The organism is Mesorhizobium sp. M0244, from assembly GCF_040321795.1.
Taxonomy (GTDB): domain Bacteria; phylum Pseudomonadota; class Alphaproteobacteria; order Rhizobiales; family Rhizobiaceae; genus Mesorhizobium.
This window is the reverse complement of sequence record NZ_JAMYSE010000122.1, coordinates 1-16,653: the sequence shown is the minus strand read 5'-3', so window position 1 is coordinate 16,653 and position 16,653 is coordinate 1. Positions and strand designations below refer to the sequence as shown.

At 63.8% G+C, this 16,653-nt stretch carries 20 protein-coding genes; 9 read left to right on the top strand and 11 right to left on the bottom strand.

The window, feature by feature from the left end:
- Positions 1-426 precede the first annotated feature (426 nt).
- The 3 genes from rpmB to NKJ08_RS35305 all read left to right on the top strand — a co-directional run bounded on the left by rpmB (position 427) and on the right by NKJ08_RS35305 (position 2,165).
- On the top strand, positions 427-723 hold the full coding sequence (gene rpmB / locus NKJ08_RS35315; protein WP_352531926.1) for a 50S ribosomal protein L28: 297 nt from the start codon (positions 427-429) through the stop codon (positions 721-723).
- A gap of 83 nt (positions 724-806) precedes the next feature.
- Complete coding sequence (locus tag NKJ08_RS35310) at positions 807-1,487, top strand: queuosine precursor transporter (protein ID WP_352531924.1); 681 nt, start codon at positions 807-809, stop codon at positions 1,485-1,487.
- Positions 1,488-1,490: 3 nt separating this feature from the next.
- Entirely contained in the window at positions 1,491-2,165 is a 675-nt protein-coding gene (locus NKJ08_RS35305; protein ID WP_352531922.1) for a spermidine synthase, read from the top strand.
- A gap of 58 nt (positions 2,166-2,223) precedes the next feature.
- Here the strand turns inward: NKJ08_RS35305 and NKJ08_RS35300 are convergent, their stop codons facing one another.
- From NKJ08_RS35300 to NKJ08_RS35270, 7 genes are all read right to left on the bottom strand, one after another.
- Positions 2,224-2,709: an SRPBCC family protein gene (locus tag NKJ08_RS35300; RefSeq protein WP_352531920.1), complete on the bottom strand. Its 486-nt coding sequence runs from the start codon at positions 2,707-2,709 to the stop codon at positions 2,224-2,226.
- A complete protein-coding gene (locus NKJ08_RS35295; protein ID WP_352785784.1) occupies positions 2,706-3,074 on the bottom strand; it encodes an ArsR/SmtB family transcription factor in 369 nt (122 codons plus the stop codon). The genes NKJ08_RS35300 and NKJ08_RS35295 overlap by 4 nt, the downstream gene beginning before the upstream one ends.
- Positions 3,075-3,252: 178 nt before the next feature.
- A complete protein-coding gene (locus NKJ08_RS35290; protein ID WP_352531916.1) occupies positions 3,253-4,278 on the bottom strand; it encodes an esterase-like activity of phytase family protein in 1,026 nt (341 codons plus the stop codon).
- A complete protein-coding gene (gene cobT, locus NKJ08_RS35285) occupies positions 4,275-6,173 on the bottom strand; it encodes a cobaltochelatase subunit CobT (RefSeq protein WP_352531914.1) in 1,899 nt (632 codons plus the stop codon). The genes NKJ08_RS35290 and cobT overlap by 4 nt, the downstream gene beginning before the upstream one ends.
- On the bottom strand, positions 6,173-6,625 hold the full coding sequence (locus NKJ08_RS35280) for a hypothetical protein (protein ID WP_352531912.1): 453 nt from the start codon (positions 6,623-6,625) through the stop codon (positions 6,173-6,175). The genes cobT and NKJ08_RS35280 overlap by 1 nt, the downstream gene beginning before the upstream one ends.
- Positions 6,626-6,628: 3 nt before the next feature.
- On the bottom strand, positions 6,629-7,615 hold the full coding sequence (gene cobS / locus NKJ08_RS35275; RefSeq protein WP_352531910.1) for a cobaltochelatase subunit CobS: 987 nt from the start codon (positions 7,613-7,615) through the stop codon (positions 6,629-6,631).
- Between the two features lie 123 nt (positions 7,616-7,738).
- A complete protein-coding gene (locus NKJ08_RS35270) occupies positions 7,739-8,368 on the bottom strand; it encodes a J domain-containing protein (RefSeq protein ID WP_036238769.1) in 630 nt (209 codons plus the stop codon).
- Between the two features lie 133 nt (positions 8,369-8,501).
- Between NKJ08_RS35270 and NKJ08_RS35265 the strand changes: the two genes are divergently transcribed.
- The gene (locus NKJ08_RS35265) at positions 8,502-8,804 is read left to right on the top strand and encodes a BolA family protein (protein WP_352531908.1); all 303 of its coding nucleotides are present in this window, start codon (positions 8,502-8,504) and stop codon (positions 8,802-8,804) included.
- A gap of 1 nt (position 8,805) precedes the next feature.
- Here NKJ08_RS35265 and NKJ08_RS35260 read toward each other — a convergent pair whose 3' ends face one another.
- From NKJ08_RS35260 to NKJ08_RS35245, 4 genes are read right to left on the bottom strand one after another with little or no spacing between them, the layout of a single operon-like run.
- Positions 8,806-9,615 (bottom strand): alpha/beta hydrolase, encoded by an 810-nt coding sequence (locus NKJ08_RS35260; RefSeq protein ID WP_352531906.1) that lies wholly within the window; start codon positions 9,613-9,615, stop codon positions 8,806-8,808.
- 40 nt (positions 9,616-9,655) lie between these two features.
- The gene (locus NKJ08_RS35255; protein WP_352531904.1) at positions 9,656-10,552 is read right to left on the bottom strand and encodes an HlyC/CorC family transporter; all 897 of its coding nucleotides are present in this window, start codon (positions 10,550-10,552) and stop codon (positions 9,656-9,658) included.
- On the bottom strand, positions 10,549-11,691 hold the full coding sequence (gene aroB / locus NKJ08_RS35250; protein WP_352531902.1) for a 3-dehydroquinate synthase: 1,143 nt from the start codon (positions 11,689-11,691) through the stop codon (positions 10,549-10,551). Before aroB ends, NKJ08_RS35255 begins: the two co-directional genes overlap by 4 nt.
- Positions 11,688-12,290, bottom strand: a complete 603-nt coding sequence (locus tag NKJ08_RS35245) for a shikimate kinase (protein WP_352531900.1) — start codon at positions 12,288-12,290, stop codon at positions 11,688-11,690. Before NKJ08_RS35245 ends, aroB begins: the two co-directional genes overlap by 4 nt.
- 270 nt (positions 12,291-12,560) lie before the next feature.
- Here NKJ08_RS35245 and NKJ08_RS35240 point away from each other — a divergent pair, with 270 nt between their 5' ends.
- The 5 genes from NKJ08_RS35240 (at position 12,561) to NKJ08_RS35220 (ending at position 16,499) form a co-directional block, all read left to right on the top strand.
- On the top strand, positions 12,561-12,710 hold the full coding sequence (locus tag NKJ08_RS35240; protein ID WP_023721139.1) for a hypothetical protein: 150 nt from the start codon (positions 12,561-12,563) through the stop codon (positions 12,708-12,710).
- A complete protein-coding gene (locus NKJ08_RS35235; RefSeq protein WP_352531898.1) occupies positions 12,707-13,624 on the top strand; it encodes a site-specific tyrosine recombinase XerD in 918 nt (305 codons plus the stop codon). Before NKJ08_RS35240 ends, NKJ08_RS35235 begins: the two co-directional genes overlap by 4 nt.
- A gap of 99 nt (positions 13,625-13,723) precedes the next feature.
- Positions 13,724-14,674: an acetyl-CoA carboxylase carboxyltransferase subunit alpha gene (locus tag NKJ08_RS35230; protein ID WP_352451195.1), complete on the top strand. Its 951-nt coding sequence runs from the start codon at positions 13,724-13,726 to the stop codon at positions 14,672-14,674.
- Between the two features lie 212 nt (positions 14,675-14,886).
- Entirely contained in the window at positions 14,887-16,218 is a 1,332-nt protein-coding gene (locus NKJ08_RS35225) for a L,D-transpeptidase family protein (protein ID WP_352775606.1), read from the top strand.
- A 5-nt stretch (positions 16,219-16,223) separates the two neighbouring features.
- Entirely contained in the window at positions 16,224-16,499 is a 276-nt protein-coding gene (locus tag NKJ08_RS35220) for a sulfurtransferase TusA family protein (protein WP_352531896.1), read from the top strand.
- Positions 16,500-16,653 lie beyond the last annotated feature (154 nt).

Genomic DNA, 16,653 nt, shown 5'->3' with positions numbered 1-16,653 from the left:
CGGGGGGGGGGGGGGCGGATTTCTGTCTTTGGTGGGGCCCCCCCCCACCGATCGGGGGTGTTTGGGTCGCGCGCCCCCCCCCCAGGGAGAGGGCACCGGCGCCCTACGAAACACCCCTCTCCGGCCGCTTCGCGGCCACCTCTCCCCCGCTTCGCGGTAGGCGAGGAAGCCAAGTCTTGACAGGTCGAGGAAAACACCCCTCGTTGCCACCACTTGGCCATCTCCCCCCGCAAGGGGATCGGCAGCTCCGCTGGTCGCGCCTTCTCCGAAAGTGCGATTCCCCTGTCGCGACCAGCCCGCGCTTGACGCATCGGCGAAATGCAACTATGGAACGCCAACTTTTTCCATAAGGCGGCCTGACCGAAACCGCGCCCCACCGGCGCGCGTCGAATGTTTGGCCAGGACCGAGAACCGAAGGTTAGAACCATGTCCCGCACCTGCGAACTCACTGCCAAGGCAGTCATGTCCGGCAACAATGTGAGCCACGCCAACAACAAGACCAAGCGTCGCTTCCTGCCCAATCTCGTCAATGTGACGCTGATCTCGGAAGTGCTGAACCAGAATGTGCGCCTGCGCATTTCGGCCAATGCGCTGCGTTCGGTCGAGCATCGCGGCGGCCTCGATGCCTTCCTGGCCAAGGCCGATGCCAAGGAATTATCGCAGCGCGCCCGTCTGTTGAAGAAGCAGATCGCCAAGAAGCTCGCCGACCAGCCGGCCGCCTGAGTTTTTCGGCGGGCAGCCGCCTTCTAGGGCGTGATCCGGACTCCGGATCGCGTTCCGCTGGTTCCATTACCCAGGATAAAAAAATGACTTTCTTCTCGCGATACCTGCCCTTCGTGGCCGCCATGGCGCTCGTCGTCGTGGCGTCGAACATCCTCGTGCAGTTCCCGATGCAGGGTGCAATCGGCGGGCTGTCGCTGGCCGACATCCTAACCTGGGGCGCCTTTACCTATCCGTTCTCGTTCCTGGTCACCGATCTCGCCAATCGCCGCTATGGGCCGGCGGTGGCGCGCAGGATCGTCTTTGTCGGCTTCATGACAGCGGTGGTCTGCTCGATCCTCATCCCGCCCTTCCTGTTTCGCCACGGCCTGATCGAATTCGAGACCGCCGCCGACCGACTGGTGCGCATTGCCGCGGCGTCGGGTGCGGCCTTCCTCACCGCGCAATTGCTCGACGTCACCGTGTTCAACCGGCTGCGCCGGCAGAGCTGGTGGCGCGCGCCGATCGTCGGCACGCTGGTCGGCTCCGTCTTCGATACGGTGGTGTTTTTCACCGTCGCCTTTGCGGCGGCTTTCGCCTTCGCCGGGCCGAACGACGCCTTTGCGCTGGAAACCGCACCACTGATGGGCGTGCTGCCGGTCGAGACGATGCGCTGGGTCTCCTGGGCGCTCGGCGATCTCAGCGTCAAGCTGATCATCGCGGTGGTGGCGCTGATCCCCTACCGACTGCTTGCCACCCGCTGGAGCCAGCCGGCAGTGGCGGCATAGTCTTTGATCCCCTGGCTTCAACTGGACTCGGCAAAAACGCCTGACGGCGGACAAGAGCTTCGCCTGAAGCGGCGCGGCGGCGAATTCTCGATCATGCTTGGCGCGAACGAGCTGATGAACAGCCGGCTCAGCGGTTCCGAAGAAGCTCTGGCCAAGCTGTCCTGTCAAAGGATTGCCGGCCGTCGGCAGCCAAGCATCCTGATCGGCGGCCTCGGCATGGGCTTTACCTTGCGCGCGGCGCTGACCGAGCTTGGCGGCGATGCGCAGGTCACTGTTGCCGAATTGGTGCCGGCAGTCGTGACCTGGGCGCGCGGCCCGATGGCCGAGGTTTTCGACGGTTGCCTTGACGACCGGCGCGTCAGCATTCGCGAGACCGATGTCGGGCAGCTCATTCGATCGCAAGCATCGGCTTGGGACGCGATCCTGCTCGATGTCGACAACGGCCCGGAAGGCTTCGTCTACAAGGCCAACGATGCGCTCTACGGCGCAGCCGGCCTGAACAGCGCGAGAGCAGCTCTCAGGCCCGGCGGTGTGCTGGCGGTCTGGTCGCAGGGCCCTGATGCAGGTTTCACCCGGCGGCTCAAGCAGGCGGGCTTCACGGTGGAGGAGGTCAAGGCGCGGGCTAACGGCAAGCGTGGCGCCCGGCACGTCATCTGGATCGCGAGCAAAGGGCAATAGGCCACCTCGCAATCGAGCGGGTCCGTGTTGGACGCCGCCCGGGTCTGCCGACGAACCTCTACTTCGTTTTCTGAAGCTCGGCGGCGAGTGCCTGCAGCAGCCCGCGCGTGCCCTCCTCGCGTCCTTGCGCCGAATCGACGCCATCGAAGAAGGCACCCTGTTCGGTATAGGTCAGGCGGGTGCCGTCGCCGGAAGGTGCAAGCTCGACCGTGGTGAGCGACGCCGACAGCGGCTGCGGCCCAACCGCCATCCGGTAGGAAAATACGATGCGTCGGTCAGGAACGATGTCCTGGAACTGCGCATCGAGCCTGATTTCCGGGCCGCCCTGATAGCTGAACCGCGAAACCTCGCCGCCGCCGACACGGAAATCGAAGGTGAATTCGGCGATCGTGAAGCCGTCGCCTTCGACGCGCCAACGCCGCACTGTCGGCTTGTCGGCAAAGGCGAAGAAGACGCGTTCGGGCGATTGAGGGTAGGTCCGCTCGATCGTGAAGGTCGAATGGATGACGGAGTGCTGGTCGTTCACGGGGGCAATCTGGCTCATTTCTTTTCGTCCTTTTCCTGGTCGTGGATCGTTGCGTTCGATTGGTCCCTCTCCGCCACTATCTGGCCGAGACGGTCGAGGTGGCGGGCGGCCGGCGTGCGGCGTGCGGCGATCCAGTCGGCGAGCGGGGCGAGCCCGCCGGGCTCGATCCGGCAGGTGCGCACGCGTCCGACCTTCTCGCTGCGGATCAGCCCGCACGCTTCCAGCGCCTGGAGGTGCTGGAGCACGGCGGCGAAGGTCATGCCGAACGGCTCCGCCAACTGGCTGACGGTGGCCGGCCCGCGACTCAGTCTTTCCAGGATTGCCCGTCGCGTCGGCTCGGCAAGAGCCCGCAGGATGCTATCGATCTCGGAATGCTTAAGCATGGACTTGAGTATTCCGCCAATGGTGCCAATTGTCAAGTCGCTACTAAAGTGTTTTTACAGGTGGCGAAGCTGGCTGAAAAACCCGCGACGCGGGTCATTGCCAAGGGAAATTGCATGAGCTGCGAAACGGCGCTGAGACGCCAGCATCGCCGTCAGCCAGCCAACGGCCGATCACGCGTCAATCCTCGTGCAGCACAAATTCCAGATAGAGGTTGCGCTGCAGGATCGAGTGATTGTCGTCGGACATCAGCGACACGATCAGCGCGCCGTCGTCGCGGGTCCAGACGTCGAGCGCTTCCATGTTGTCGATCTGGTAGCCCATGTCGGCTTCAAGCAGCACCGGCCCGCCGGCGACGGCGCCCTTCTCGACGCTTTCGCCATAGATGCGCCGCAGCCGCATCTTGACGCCGCCGGCCATTGAAAAACTGCGCTCCAAAAGCACCAGGTCGCCATCGGGCAGGAAGGCGCCGTCGGTGATGTCGAAATCACCATTGCGCTCGACGGTGAAGACGCCCTTGTGCGGCCCTTCGATGATCGCCGCATAGATGTTGCCGGCCTTGTCGAGGCTCTTTTCCGACACCACGACCAGTCCGCCCTCGTGCTGCCCGTTGGGATTGGCGCGAGTGACGGTCTCGAAGCCGCGATTGCGACGAAGTTCCCAGGCCGGGATCAGGAAGTCCAATTGCCTGAACGGCGCCTTCATGTCGTCCGGGTCGATCTTGAACTGGGCGATACGGTGATCGCGCTCGAAACCGACCGTGGCAATGCCGTCCTTGACCGCAAGGCCTTCGGCATCGACCGCCCATTTCTGGTCGATCAGCTGGCCAGCCGCATCGACCATCTGCTGCATGCGGAAAGTCTGGATGCCGGAAGGACGTTTGTCGGCATCGTGGACGAGGGTGCCGAAGAACCAGAAGCCGGTGTCGGAGACGCCGATGAAATCACTGCCGGGCTTGAGGAACCGAAGCGCCGACAGCGCGCCGAAATCGCGTGTCGCCGAGGTCATTTCGAGCCCGCCGACGAATTCCAGCGGCCCGAACTGTTTGTCCGGCCGGCCGATATGGAATTCACTGATCGGCCGGGCCGAGATTTCGGCCGGCTCGACCGAGGCCGGGCCGGCGGCGATAGCCGGCGCCAAAGTGATGCCGAACAACGCGACGGCGGCCAAAAGCGTCTGCCAAAAGCCGCCGCGCGAAAAAATCATCCGGCGCGCCGCATGCCGCCGCGCCGCGTGTCGCGCACGGTTTCCTCGGCGAACAGCGAGGCCAACTGCTCCGTCATGGCGCCGGCCAATTCTTCGGCATCGACGATGGTGACGGCGCGGCGATAGTAGCGGGTGACGTCGTGGCCGATGCCGATGGCCAAAAGCTCGACCGGCGAGCGCGTCTCGATGAGCTCGATGATGGCACGCAAATGCCGCTCGAGATAATTGCCCGGATTGACCGACAGCGTCGAATCGTCGACCGGCGCGCCGTCCGAGATCATCATCAGGATCTTGCGCTGCTCCGGCCGCGCGATCAGGCGGTTGTGCGCCCACAGCAGCGCCTCGCCGTCGATGTTTTCCTTGAGCAGGCCCTCGCGCATCATCAGGCCGAGATTGCGGCGCGCCCGCCGCCACGGATGGTCGGCGGATTTGTAGATGATGTGGCGCAGATCGTTGAGCCGGCCGGGGTTCGGCGGCTTGCCTTCCTTCAGCCATTTCTCGCGCGCCTGCCCGCCCTTCCAGGCGCGGGTGGTGAAGCCGAGGATTTCGACCGAGACGCCGCAGCGTTCCAGCGTGCGCGCCAGGATGTCGGCGCAGGTGGCGGCGACCGTGATCGGCCGGCCGCGCATCGAGCCCGAATTGTCGAGCACCAGCGACACCACCGTGTCGCGGAATTTGGTGTCGCGCTCCTGCTTGAAGGACAGCGGCTGCATCGGGTCGATGACGACGCGCACCAGCCGCGCCGGATCGAGATAGCCCTCTTCGAGGTCGAAATCCCAGGAACGGTTCTGCTGCGCCATCAGGCGGCGCTGCAGCCGGTTGGCCAGCCGCCCGACGACGCCGGAAAGGTTGGCTAGCTGCTTGTCGAGGAAGGCGCGCAGCCGGTCCAGCTCCTCCTCCTCGCACAATTCCTCGGCGCCAACGGTCTCGTCGAAGGCCGTGGTGAAGACCTTGTAGTCAATCTCCTTCGGCAGATTGGTGAAGGGGTTGTCGTTGCGGCGCGCCTCGCCGGGCGTCTCGGCATCGGCATCGTCATCATCGGACAAATCGTCGGCGGTGGCGTCGGATGCCTCCGTCTCGGCCGATTGCTCATCATCGGACGATGCCTCGGTATCCTCGGACTGCGACTGCTCGGAGCCGGAATCGTCCTCGCCGCCCTCCTCGCTCTGCTCCTCGCCTTGCGGCTGGTTTTCGTCGTTGTCCTCCGAGTCTTCCGTCTCCTGGTCGTCGCCGAGTTCCTCGGCCATTTCCATGGAGGCGAGCATCTCGCGCACGACGCGGGCGAAAGCCTGCTGGTCTTCGAGCTTTGCCGACAGCCCGTCAAGATCGGCACTGGCCTTTTCCTCGACCCAGGGGCGCCAGAGATCGACCAGCCGCTCGCCGCTCTTCGGGACAGTGCGGCCGGTCAGCTTTTCGCGCACCATCAGCGCCAGCGCTTCCTCGATCGGCGCGTCGGCCTTGTCCTTGACGTCGACGAGGTTGGCCCTGGCGTATTTGTCCTCGAGCATCGAGCCGATATTGTCGGCAACGCCCTGCATGGCGCGACTGCCGATCGCCTCGACGCGCGCCTGCTCGACTGCGTCATAGATGGCGCGGGCCTGCTTGCCTTCCGGCGCCAGCCTGGTGTGGATGCGCGCATCGTGGCAGGCGCGCTTCAGCGCCATTGAATCGCCGAGCCCGCGGGTGATGGCGATATCGGCTTTCGATGCCTTCTTCGGCAGTTCGGGCAGCCGGGCGCGGCTGCCGGCCAGCGCCGGCCGATCCTTGGCGAAACCGACCTCGAGTTCCTTGTCGCCGGCAATTGCACGCATGCAGACGGTGACGGCGCGCTTGAAGCTGTCGGCTTCAGACCCCGTCTTCGACTTGTTGCGCGTGTTATCGCCCGGACCCGCCATCAGTTCTTCTGACCTGCCAGTTCATCAAGCGTGATGCGCTTCACCTGCTTTGCTGCGACTTCAGCATCTGGCACCGGCGTCAGTCCAACAATCCCACGTTCCTCGAGTGACACCCGGTAGAATCCATCGGCATAGAACGTGCCGAGGGATTTGCTAAATCCGTCGGGAAAGCCGAGCACCCTCTGGGATTTGCCTTCCCTTGAAACGATACCAAAGACCCCATGGATCGACATCGCCGCAAAACTGGCAGTTTCGCTGTCATGCTCACGGCAGGAAATCTTCAGCCCGATGATTTGATTCATCGACCTTTCTGCGAAACGCCATAGCGCGTCAAAATTCGCCGCCGTGACCTCGCCGACGATCTGCTGAAGTGTAGCTTCGTCGGCTATCGCCACACCTTTTGCCAACACCAAAGGCGCCGCAAGGACGAGGAACGCGCGCCGATCGAGCATGCCTTACCCCAGCACAACGTTGGCCGCGCTCTCCGGCAGATCTTCGCCGAAGGCGCGCTGGTAGAATTCGGCGACCACCGAGCGTTCCAGCTCGTCGCATTTGTTGAGGAAGGTCAGCCGGAACGCCATGCCGATATTGCCGAAGATCTCGGCATTCTCGGCCCAGGTGATGACCGTACGCGGGCTCATGACGGTCGACAGGTCGCCGTTGATGAAGGCCGAGCGCGTCATGTCGGCGACGCGGACCATCTTGTTGACGATCTCCTTGCCCTTGCCGTCGCGATAATGCTTGGCCTTGGCCAGCACGATATTCACCTCATTGTCGTGCGGCAGATAGTTCAGCGTGGTGACGATCGACCAGCGGTCCATCTGCGCCTGGTTGATCTGCTGGGTGCCGTGATAGAGGCCGGTGGTGTCGCCGAGGCCGACCGTATTGGCGGTCGAAAACAGCCGGAACGCCGGGTGCGGGCGGATGACCCGGCTCTGGTCGAGCAGCGTCAGCCGGCCCGATGATTCCAGCACGCGCTGGATGACGAACATCACGTCCGGGCGGCCGGCATCGTACTCGTCGAAGCACAGCGCGACATTGTGCTGATAGGCCCAGGGCAGGATGCCGTCGCGGAATTCGGTGATCTGCAGCCCGTCCTTGACGACGATGGCGTCCTTGCCGACGAGGTCGATACGGCTGACATGGCTGTCGAGATTGACGCGCACGCAAGGCCAGTTGAGGCGCGCGGCGACCTGCTCGATATGCGTCGACTTGCCGGTGCCGTGATAGCCCGACACCATGACCCGGCGGTTGTAGGCAAAGCCGGCGAGGATCGCCATGGTCGTGTTCTTGTCGAACAGATAGTCCGGATCGATGTCGGGCACATGCTCGCTGGTCACCGAATAGGCCGGCACCACCATCTTGGATTCAAAGCCGAATGTCTCCTTCACCGACACCGTGGTGTCGGGCAAGTTGGCGATGTCGCGATCGACCTTGTTCATCTCTATCAACGTCTCCACAAGCGAAACGCCGCGTTTCGCCGGCAATCGATTTTGTTCGGGGGCGGTCTTAAAGCCTTTTCCAACCTTATGAAAGTTGGAAAACGACACGAACCGTAAGGTCGCTCAGCACAAACCTGCCTGCTTGAGCACGCGATAGGCCTGGAGCACATCGCGGAACCGGTCTTCCGAACCTCTGTCGCCGCCATTCGCATCCGGATGGTGGCGTTTCACAAGTTCCTTATAGCGCGCCTTGATATCCTTGCCAGTCGCCTTTGTATCAAGGCCAAGCGTTTCCAGTGCCTTGGCCTCAAGCGGCTTGGCCTTGCGCTCGCGTGCTTCGCGCGGATCCTTCGGGCCTTTGAACAGGTCGAACGGATCGCGCATGCGGTTGTAGTAGCCGGCGCGGCCGGAGCGCGCCTGGGCAAAGTCCGGCGAGGAGCGTGTCGAAGCACCGTTGACACCCATTTTCCAGGTCGGCCGGTGGCCGGTCATGGCCTCCTTCTGGAAGCGGGCGATCTCGGTGTCGGGAACGCCCGAGAAATAATTGAAGCCCTTGTTGTACTCGCGCACGTGATCGAAGCAGAACTGGAAGTACTCGCCTTCCTTCATGCGCCCGACCGGAGCGCGGTGGGTGCCGGCTTCCTTGCAGCCATCCCACTGGCAGATCGGCGAGCGCGACTTCAGTTCCGCGTCCTTCTCCGGGCGGATGCGAATCTTTTCGAAATATTTTGGGTACGGCTTCATCTCACCCATTTATGGGCTGTTCGCTGATGCGAAACAAGAATTGACATTTTCGCGATGATCGCCCTAACCGCTGAATCGCGGCATAAAACCGGCGAATGGCGAATTTTGTGCGATGACATAGATGTGGTGAAGGGAAGCGGCGATGTCCATACAGGCGACGATGGAAGATAAGCTGAAAAAGGCGTTTTCGCCGGAACGGCTGGCTGTCATCAATGAAAGCCATCTCCATGCCGGTCATCATCATCTGGATTCCGGCCATCACGCCACCTTCGACGGCACCGGCGAGACGCATTTCCGCGTCCGCATCGTCGCCCCCGCCTTTGCCGGCATGAGCCGCGTCGAGCGCCATCGCGCCGTCAACGATCTGCTGGCCGAGGAATTGAAGTCCGGCGTCCACGCCCTGGCGATCGAGCCGGCAGCGCCCGGCGAAAAGACCCGCTGGTAGATCAGCCGAGCGTCGCCTGCAGGAAAGCCATCACCGCGACGGTCAATGCATCGCCCTCGGTGCCGAAGTCGCGATTGATCGACATGTGCGAATAGGCGCTGCCGTCGAACAGCGTGACCTTGGTTCCGGTAGCCTTCAGACGCTCGGCGAAAGCCTGCGCGTCCGCCGCGCGGCCTTTCGCCCGCGAATAGGCGATGAAGGTCGGCGGATGCTTGCGGCCCTCGACATAGGTGATCGGCGACAGCGCGCGCCACTGCGCCGGATCGGGAAAGGCGCGGGCATAGACCCCTGCCATGTCGCCGCTCCTGGCCAACGCCTCCAGGTCGTAGGCCCTGGTATCATCGAGGACCAGCGCCGCGACGCCGGGCAGGCCGCCGCGCAGGCCGGTCAACGCGACGAGATGGCAGCCGGCCGAATGGCCCATCGCGACAATCCGGTTCGGATCGCCGCCATGCTTGGCAATGTTGGCGCGCACGTAACGATACGCCAGTTCGACATCCGCCGCCTGGGTGGCGACATCGGCCTTGGGCAGCATCCGGTAGTCGATCGAGACGAAGCAGAAGCCGTTGTCGAGCAGGAAACCCGGCTTCGAATTGACGTTGTTGCGGTTGCCGATGCGCCAGGCGCCGCCATGAACGAAAAAGACGACCGGCAGGCCGTTTGCGCCATCGCGGGAATAGATGTCGAGCTTGGCCGGCCCATAGTCGAGGGTCTCGCGCGACGGCGAACGCAGCCGCAATGCTGCCGCAGCCTGCCCCGGCAGCAGCGCCGCCATTGACGCCAAAAGCAGGGTTCGCCGATCGATTGTCATCAACTGCTGACTGCCCACAGGTGCCACAAGATGCGCGCTGTCATTCGCCAAGCATCACCGGCTTGATCCTCAGCCGCGCGATACGGTTCTTGTCGCGTTTCATGACGACGAAGCGCTTGCCGTGAAACGTAAAGGCCTGCTTTTCGTCCGGGATCGACTGCGCCTCGTGGATGACGAGGCCGGCAATGGTGGTGGCTTCCTCGTCCGGCAGGTTCCAGTCGAGCGCCCGGTTCAGGTCGCGGATCGGCACCGTGCCGTCGACCACGACAGAGCCGTCCGCCTCCTGCTTGACGCCTTGGATGTCGATATCGTGCTCGTCGGCGATCTCGCCGACGATCTCCTCGATGATGTCCTCCAGCGTCACCAGCCCTTCGACCTCGCCATATTCGTCGACGACGATGGCGAAATGCGCCTTGCGGCGCAGAAAGGCGTTGAGCTGCTCCTGTAGCGTCGTGGTGTCGGGCACGAACCATGGTCGCGATGCGATCTTCATCACGTCGATCCTGGAAAAATCGTTGCCGACTTCGTTCAGCGCGCGCAGCAGATCCTTGGCATGCAGCACGCCGACAATGTTGTCGAGCGAGCCCTTCCAGAGCGGCATGCGGGTGTGCGGGCTCTGCAGGATCTCGCGCACCACCGCTTCCGGCGGATTGTCGGCATTGACCGAGCGCATATTGGTGCGGTGGACCATGACGTCGGAGACTTCGAGCTCCTCGAGGTCGAACAGGCCGCCGATACGGGCACGATCCTCGCGCACCACCTGGCCGTCGCGGCGGAAATCGTTGACCGCGCCGCGCAATTCCTCATGCGCCGAACGCTGCGGCTCGATGCGCTGCAGCTCGTAGCCGAAGGCGGCGAGCAGGCGCATGCGCAAGACGAAGCCCAGCAGGCCGAGGCCGGCAAGCACGGCAGCCGCGATCCAGCCGGCTTGGCTCATCCCGGGCGGCTTTCCTGCCGACCCGGATGGTTCTCCCTGAGGAACGACAACACTTCCGAGGCGGGCACATCCCTGGCGATGAAGGCTTGGCCGATGCCGCGCGTCAGGATGAAGGTCAGCGCGCCGCGCGACACCTTCTTGTCCTGGGTGATGAAGGAGAACAGCTTATTGGCATCAGGCAATTCGCCGGGAATGTCGGCCATGCGCCAAGGCAGGCCGACTGCGCGAAGATGCGCCTCGACACGCGTCGCATCGTCGGGGCTGGCCAGGTTGAGCCTTGACGAAAAGCGGTGCGCCAGCGCCATGCCGATGGCGACGCCTTCGCCATGCACGAGCCTTGTGCCGTCATAGCCGGTCGCCGCCTCCAGCGCGTGACCGAAGGTGTGGCCGAGATTGAGCAGCGCGCGGTCGCCGGTCTCGAACTCGTCACGGGCAACGACATCGGCCTTGGCGCGGCAGGCCTCAGCAATGGCCCGCGCCCGCTCCGGCCCGCCGGCAAACACTTGGCGCCAGTTTTCCTCCAGCCAGGCGAAGAACTCCGGCCGGTCGATCAGCCCGTATTTGGCCAGTTCGGCATAGCCGGCGCGAAACTCGCGGATCGGCAGCGTGTCGAGCACTTCGGTGTCGGCCAGCACCAGCTTGGGCTGGTGAAACACCCCGACCAGGTTCTTGCCGCGAGGGCTGTTGATGCCGGTCTTGCCGCCGACGGAGGAATCGACCTGCGCCAGCAGCGAGGTCGGGATCTGCACGAAATTCATGCCGCGACGCGCGACGCCGGCGGCAAAGCCGGCCAGGTCGCCGATGACGCCGCCACCGAGCGCGATGACGACGTCGCCGCGCTCCAGCTTCGCCGCCAGCACGCCGTCGACCACCTCTTCCAGATGAGCAAAGCTCTTGGTCTTTTCGCCTGGCGGCAGCGTGATCACGGCATGTTGGATGCCACCGCTGGCAAGACCGGCCGCAAGCGTTGCGAGATGCGCGGCGGCGACGTTTTCGTCGGTGACGACCGCCGCCCGCGTGCCGGGCAGACGGCGCGAAATCTCGGCGCCGGCGCGTGACAGCAGGCCGGGGCCGATCAAAATGTCGTAGGCACGGTCGCCAAGCCCGACTTCGACGGAGACCGTTGCATCAGCGCTCACGACCGCACCTCGTCAATGTCGGCAACGCCGAGATGGCCGCGCAGCGCATCCACCACTTCGGCCGCGATGATTTCCTTGCGATCGTCGCGGGTCGGCACGGTGACGTCGGCCGCCGCGTAGACCGGATAGCGTTCCGCCATCAGCCGTTCGAGCACGGCGCGCGGATCGGAGCTCTTCAGCAGCGGCCGGTTCTGCTTCTTGGAAACGCGCTCCATCAACAAATCGATCTCGGCCTTCAGCCAAACCGAAACGCCATGGCTGGCGATCGCCTCGCGCGTCTGCGCGTTCATGAAGGCGCCGCCGCCGGTCGACAGCACCTGGGGCCCGTGCTCCAGCACGCGCAGGATGACGCGCTGCTCCAGCGCCCGGAACTCCGCCTCGCCATAGCGTTCGAACAGGTCCGGGACGCTCATGCGCGAAACGCTTTCGATCTCCTGGTCGCTGTCGATGAAGGGCAGCGCCAGCATCGCCGCCACCTTGCGGCCGATCGCCGTCTTGCCGGCGCCCATCAGCCCGACAAAGACGATGGAACGGTCGCCCAGCCGGCCGAGCAGCGCGGCATGGCTCTCGCCCGGAGGATTTGCTGGTAGCGCGTTCATGACACCATGATGTTTCTAATGCATGTCGCGCAAAAGTGCGCAGCGGTTTTGCGATAACGACATTGCATAAAATCAAAACTTAAAGCGCGTCGCATGAATTCGTTTCAAACGCGACGCGCCTCTTTGCCGGCGTATCGACATCAAAAGCCTGTTTGCGTCAAGCGCGGCGCGGCCAGGGCCTGTTATGGGCTTCGTCCTTGAATTCAACGGATTGGCGCCTCATAAGGGCACAGGGTTGGAAACACAGAACAAGAAGACGAGCGAAAATTAATGCCGACACTGTTTCGCTTTGTCGTGACGCTCGTGATTCTGGCTGGCATTGTCTATGGCGCGATGTTCGCCTTGGTCATGTTCGTCGAGCCGAGAAAGGCGGAAATGAGCGTGCGCATTCCTCCGGAAAAGCTCAATCCCAAAAAATGAACAGCGCCGCCCGCATCGAAGCCTTCCTGGAGATGATGAGCGCCGAGCGCGGCGCCGCCGAGAACACGCTGTCCTCCTATCGCCGCGACCTCGAGGACGCTTCCGCCGGGATCGCCGGCGGGCTTGCCGGTGCCACCAGCGCCGATATCCGTGCCTATCTCGACGACATCGCCGCGCACGGTTTTGCTGCCACCTCGCAGGCACGCAAATTGTCGGCGATCCGTCAGTTCTTCAAGTTCCTCTACGCCGAGGGCCTGCGCGGCGACGATCCGACCGGCACGCTGGACAGTCCGAAGAAAGGCCGGCCGCTGCCAAAGACGATGAGCGAGGCCGATACCGGCCGGCTGCTCGATCGCGCCGCGCAGGAGGCGATGGATGCCTCGCTGCATGACGGCGACGGGCTGGCGGCGCTGCGCCTCCACGCACTGGTCGAGGTGCTCTACGCCACCGGCTTGCGCGTTTCCGAGCTGGTCGGCCTGCCGGTGACGGTGGCGCAGCGCGACGACCGCTTCTTCATGGTGCGCGGCAAGGGCAACAAGGAGCGCATGGTGCCGCTGTCGGCCAAGGCGCGCACGGCGATGCGGACCTGGCTTGCCGAACGGGCAACGGTGCCGGCTTTTGCCGACAGCCCGTTCCTGTTTCCGGCCGCCTCCGATAGCGGCTATCTCTCCAGGCAGGTCTTTGCCCGCGAACTGAAGGGGCTTGCCGCGCGGGCCGGCATTGCCACGGCGAAGATATCGCCGCATGTGCTGCGCCACGCTTTCGCCAGCCATCTGCTGCAGAACGGCGCCGATCTCAGGGCCGTGCAGCAGCTGCTCGGCCACGCCGATATTTCAACGACGCAGATCTACACGCATGTGTTGGAGGAGCGGCTGGTGCGTCTGGTCAACGATCATCATCCGCTTGCCGACTAGGCGTCATGTCGCTATGTGAGAACGACGTTCCACCGCGCCCAGCCTGCATTTTCAGGCTTGCGTCAGCCATTGCCTTCCGACTTGCCGGTTCGCCCAAGAATGTACAATTACCTCGATTTCGAAAAGCCTGTGCAGGATCTCGAAGGCAAGATCCTTGAGCTGAAGAAGCTTGCCGAGAACGGCGAGGCGGTCGATGTCGGCGATGAGATCGCCCGTCTCGAGAAGCGCTCGCGCGATGCGCTGCGCGACGCCTACAAGGCGCTGACCCCATGGCAGAAGGTGCAGGTGGCGCGCCATCCGGACAGGCCGCATTGCATCGATTACATCAAGGGTCTGCTTACCGATTTCACGCCGCTCGCCGGCGACCGCAATTTCGGCGAGGACCAGGCGATCGTCGGCGGCTTCGCCCGCTTCCGTGGCGAGCCGGTGGCAATTATCGGCCAGGAGAAGGGTTCCGATACGACAAGCCGGCTGAAGCATAATTTCGGCTCGGTGCGGCCGGAGGGCTACCGCAAGGCGGTGCGGCTGATGGAACTCGCCGACCGCTTCCAAATCCCGCTGCTGACGCTGGTCGACACTGCCGGCGCCTACCCCGGCGTCAACGCCGAAGAGCGCGGCCAGGCGGAAGCCATCGCCCGCTCGACCTCGGCCTGCCTCGGCCTGAAGGTGCCGTCGATCTCGGTGGTGATCGGCGAAGGCGGCTCGGGCGGCGCCATAGCAATCGCCACCGCCAACCGCGTCTACATGCTCGAACACGCCATCTATTCGGTGATCTCGCCGGAGGGCGCCGCCTCGATCCTGTGGCGCGATACCACGCGGTCCAAGGATGCTGCGACCAATATGAAGATCACGGCGCAGGACTTGCTGGAGCTGAAGATCATCGACGCCATCGTCGCTGAGCCGCTCGGCGGCGCTCACCGCGCCCCCGAAACGGTGATCGCCGCCACCGGCGATCTCATCGCCAGGACGATGAAGGAATTTTCCGGCGCCAACACCGACTTTCGCGAGCATCGCCGCGAGAAATACCTGGCGATGGGCCGCAATCTGTAACATCCGGCAGGCACGGCGGCCCAAATGTGGCGGCGTGAACCAGTTTCGCCACAAAAATGCCGCTGCATTCGGCTCAGTGAGCTTGCCGTAAGGGGACGCGCCAGCATGATTGCGGTAAGGAATTTTCAAGGTTAACGGGCTTAGGGTCCGTCAGTGGTCAGTTTAGCAGCCGCGATCTCCGCGGCGCAGAGATGAAGACGATAGCCATATCCATGTTTGCCAAGCTTGCCCGCACCGGAGTTCTGATCGCTGCGATCGGCGTCGCCGGCTGCAATGATGCTTCGATGAAGGATTTTGCGCCGCAAGCCAACAGGCCGCTGCCGGACAAGATCCTGGCCGAGATGAAGGCCAAGGGCATGGTCCGCACCTCCTCGGTGATGGCCCGCATCTTCAAGGAAGAGGGCAAGCTCGAAATCTGGAAGGCCAAGACCAACGGCCGCTACGATCTGGTCGCCAGCTACGACATCTGCAAATGGTCGGGCAAGCTCGGGCCCAAGTTCACCGAAGGTGACCGCCAGGCGCCGGAAGGCTTTTACACGGTCCGCCCGGCACAGATGAATCCGCGGTCGAATTATCACCTGTCCTTCAACATCGGCTACCCGAACGCCTATGACCGCGCCAATGGGCGCACTGGTTCCAACCTGATGGTCCATGGCGCCTGCTCATCGTCGGGCTGCTATTCGATGACCGACGCGCAGATCGAGCAGATCTACGCCTTCGGCCGCGACGCCTTCCAGGGCGGCCAGACCGAGTTCCAGATCCAGGCCTTTCCGTTCCGCATGACCGCAGCCAACATGGCGCGCTACCGCAACGACCCGAATTATGAATTCTGGAAGATGCTGAAGGTCGGCTATGACAATTTCGAGGTCACCAAGGTGCCGCCGAAAGTCGACGTCTGCGAGAAGCGCTATGTCTTCAACCAGGTTGCGGCCGACGGCTCGACCTTCAATCCGACCGGCGCTTGCCCTCCGACCACCCAGCCCGATTCGCTGAAAAGCGCCATCAACGCCTATCAAAGCACCTATGAGGCGGCCTTCAACGGCGCCGTCAAGGCCAGCGTGGCGGCACCCAAGCCGACCATCGCCGGGATCAAGGAAGCCAGCATCGTTTCCGACTGGTCGAAACGGCGTGCCCGCGGCGAACGCGTGCCGATCGAGCCGCCCTCGCTCAACCCGGACGGCACGGTGACCGAAACGGCGCGCATGGGCCGCGTCGATTCGCCGGCGGGCCGCAAGATGGCGGCGCTCGACGCAGAAAAGGCTGCCAAGCAGAAGGCCGAGGAACAGCGGCTTGCCGCCATAGAAGCGGCGAAGGCCGCGAAAGAGGCGGCCAGAGCGCAGGCCCTGGCCGAGAAGGAAGCTGCCAAGGCCCAGTCGCTGGCGGAAAAGGAAGCGACCAAAGCAGCAGCCGAAGCGCCTGTCGCGACAGCGACCGTCGCACCATCCGCGGAGGCCGTCCCGGTCGCCGAAACGCAGGCGGCGGAGGCCGAGGAAAGCAGGGCGACAAGGCTGAAGAACAAGCTGCTCGGCATGTTTGGCGGCTGAGGTTCATGGTTCAACAAGGAGATGGGACCCAAGAAGACAGGGCCTCAACCAGCCCCGCCGCCGTCTACGACCTCAAAGGCCTGAACTGCCCGTTGCCCGTGCTCAAGGCAAAAAAGCGCCTGGCCGCAATGCAGCCGGGCCGCCGCCTCTGGCTCGAAACCACCGATCCGCTCGCCGTCATCGACATTCCCGCCTTCTGCGCCGAGAGCGGACATCAGCTGATCGAAACGGCAGCGATATCAGGTGGCCATCGCTTCCTGGTCGAGCGCGGGATCGGCTGAGTCTCGACTTAGCTCGTTCTGGCGAAAGCGGCTGAGCGGGATAATCTCCCCCTTGAGGGGGAGATGGCCGGCAGGCCAGAGGGGTCGCCGCGCGTGAAGCGCCAACCTATTATTTCGACCCACAGGGCGTCGCGCCAGCCGAGGCGACCCCCTC

Excerpts from the sequence above, each read along its gene's own strand:
- rpmB (WP_352531926.1), top strand. The coding sequence starts at position 427 with ATGTCCCGCACCTGCGAACTCACTGCCAAGGCAGTCATGTCCGGCAAC.
- NKJ08_RS35310 (WP_352531924.1), top strand. The coding sequence starts at position 807 with ATGACTTTCTTCTCGCGATACCTGCCCTTCGTGGCCGCCATGGCGCTC.
- NKJ08_RS35300 (WP_352531920.1), bottom strand. The coding sequence starts at position 2,709 with ATGAGCCAGATTGCCCCCGTGAACGACCAGCACTCCGTCATCCATTCG.
- NKJ08_RS35295 (WP_352785784.1), bottom strand. The coding sequence starts at position 3,074 with ATGCTTAAGCATTCCGAGATCGATAGCATCCTGCGGGCTCTTGCCGAG.
- NKJ08_RS35290 (WP_352531916.1), bottom strand. The coding sequence starts at position 4,278 with ATGATTTTTTCGCGCGGCGGCTTTTGGCAGACGCTTTTGGCCGCCGTC.
- cobT (WP_352531914.1), bottom strand. The coding sequence starts at position 6,173 with ATGGCGGGTCCGGGCGATAACACGCGCAACAAGTCGAAGACGGGGTCT.
- NKJ08_RS35280 (WP_352531912.1), bottom strand. The coding sequence starts at position 6,625 with ATGCTCGATCGGCGCGCGTTCCTCGTCCTTGCGGCGCCTTTGGTGTTG.
- cobS (WP_352531910.1), bottom strand. The coding sequence starts at position 7,615 with ATGAACAAGGTCGATCGCGACATCGCCAACTTGCCCGACACCACGGTG.
- NKJ08_RS35270 (WP_036238769.1), bottom strand. The coding sequence starts at position 8,368 with ATGGGTGAGATGAAGCCGTACCCAAAATATTTCGAAAAGATTCGCATC.
- NKJ08_RS35265 (WP_352531908.1), top strand. The coding sequence starts at position 8,502 with ATGTCCATACAGGCGACGATGGAAGATAAGCTGAAAAAGGCGTTTTCG.
- NKJ08_RS35260 (WP_352531906.1), bottom strand. The coding sequence starts at position 9,615 with ATGACAATCGATCGGCGAACCCTGCTTTTGGCGTCAATGGCGGCGCTG.
- NKJ08_RS35255 (WP_352531904.1), bottom strand. The coding sequence starts at position 10,552 with ATGAGCCAAGCCGGCTGGATCGCGGCTGCCGTGCTTGCCGGCCTCGGC.
- NKJ08_RS35245 (WP_352531900.1), bottom strand. The coding sequence starts at position 12,290 with ATGAACGCGCTACCAGCAAATCCTCCGGGCGAGAGCCATGCCGCGCTG.
- NKJ08_RS35240 (WP_023721139.1), top strand. The coding sequence starts at position 12,561 with ATGCCGACACTGTTTCGCTTTGTCGTGACGCTCGTGATTCTGGCTGGC.
- NKJ08_RS35235 (WP_352531898.1), top strand. The coding sequence starts at position 12,707 with ATGAACAGCGCCGCCCGCATCGAAGCCTTCCTGGAGATGATGAGCGCC.
- NKJ08_RS35230 (WP_352451195.1), top strand. The coding sequence starts at position 13,724 with ATGTACAATTACCTCGATTTCGAAAAGCCTGTGCAGGATCTCGAAGGC.
- NKJ08_RS35225 (WP_352775606.1), top strand. The coding sequence starts at position 14,887 with ATGTTTGCCAAGCTTGCCCGCACCGGAGTTCTGATCGCTGCGATCGGC.
- NKJ08_RS35220 (WP_352531896.1), top strand. The coding sequence starts at position 16,224 with ATGGTTCAACAAGGAGATGGGACCCAAGAAGACAGGGCCTCAACCAGC.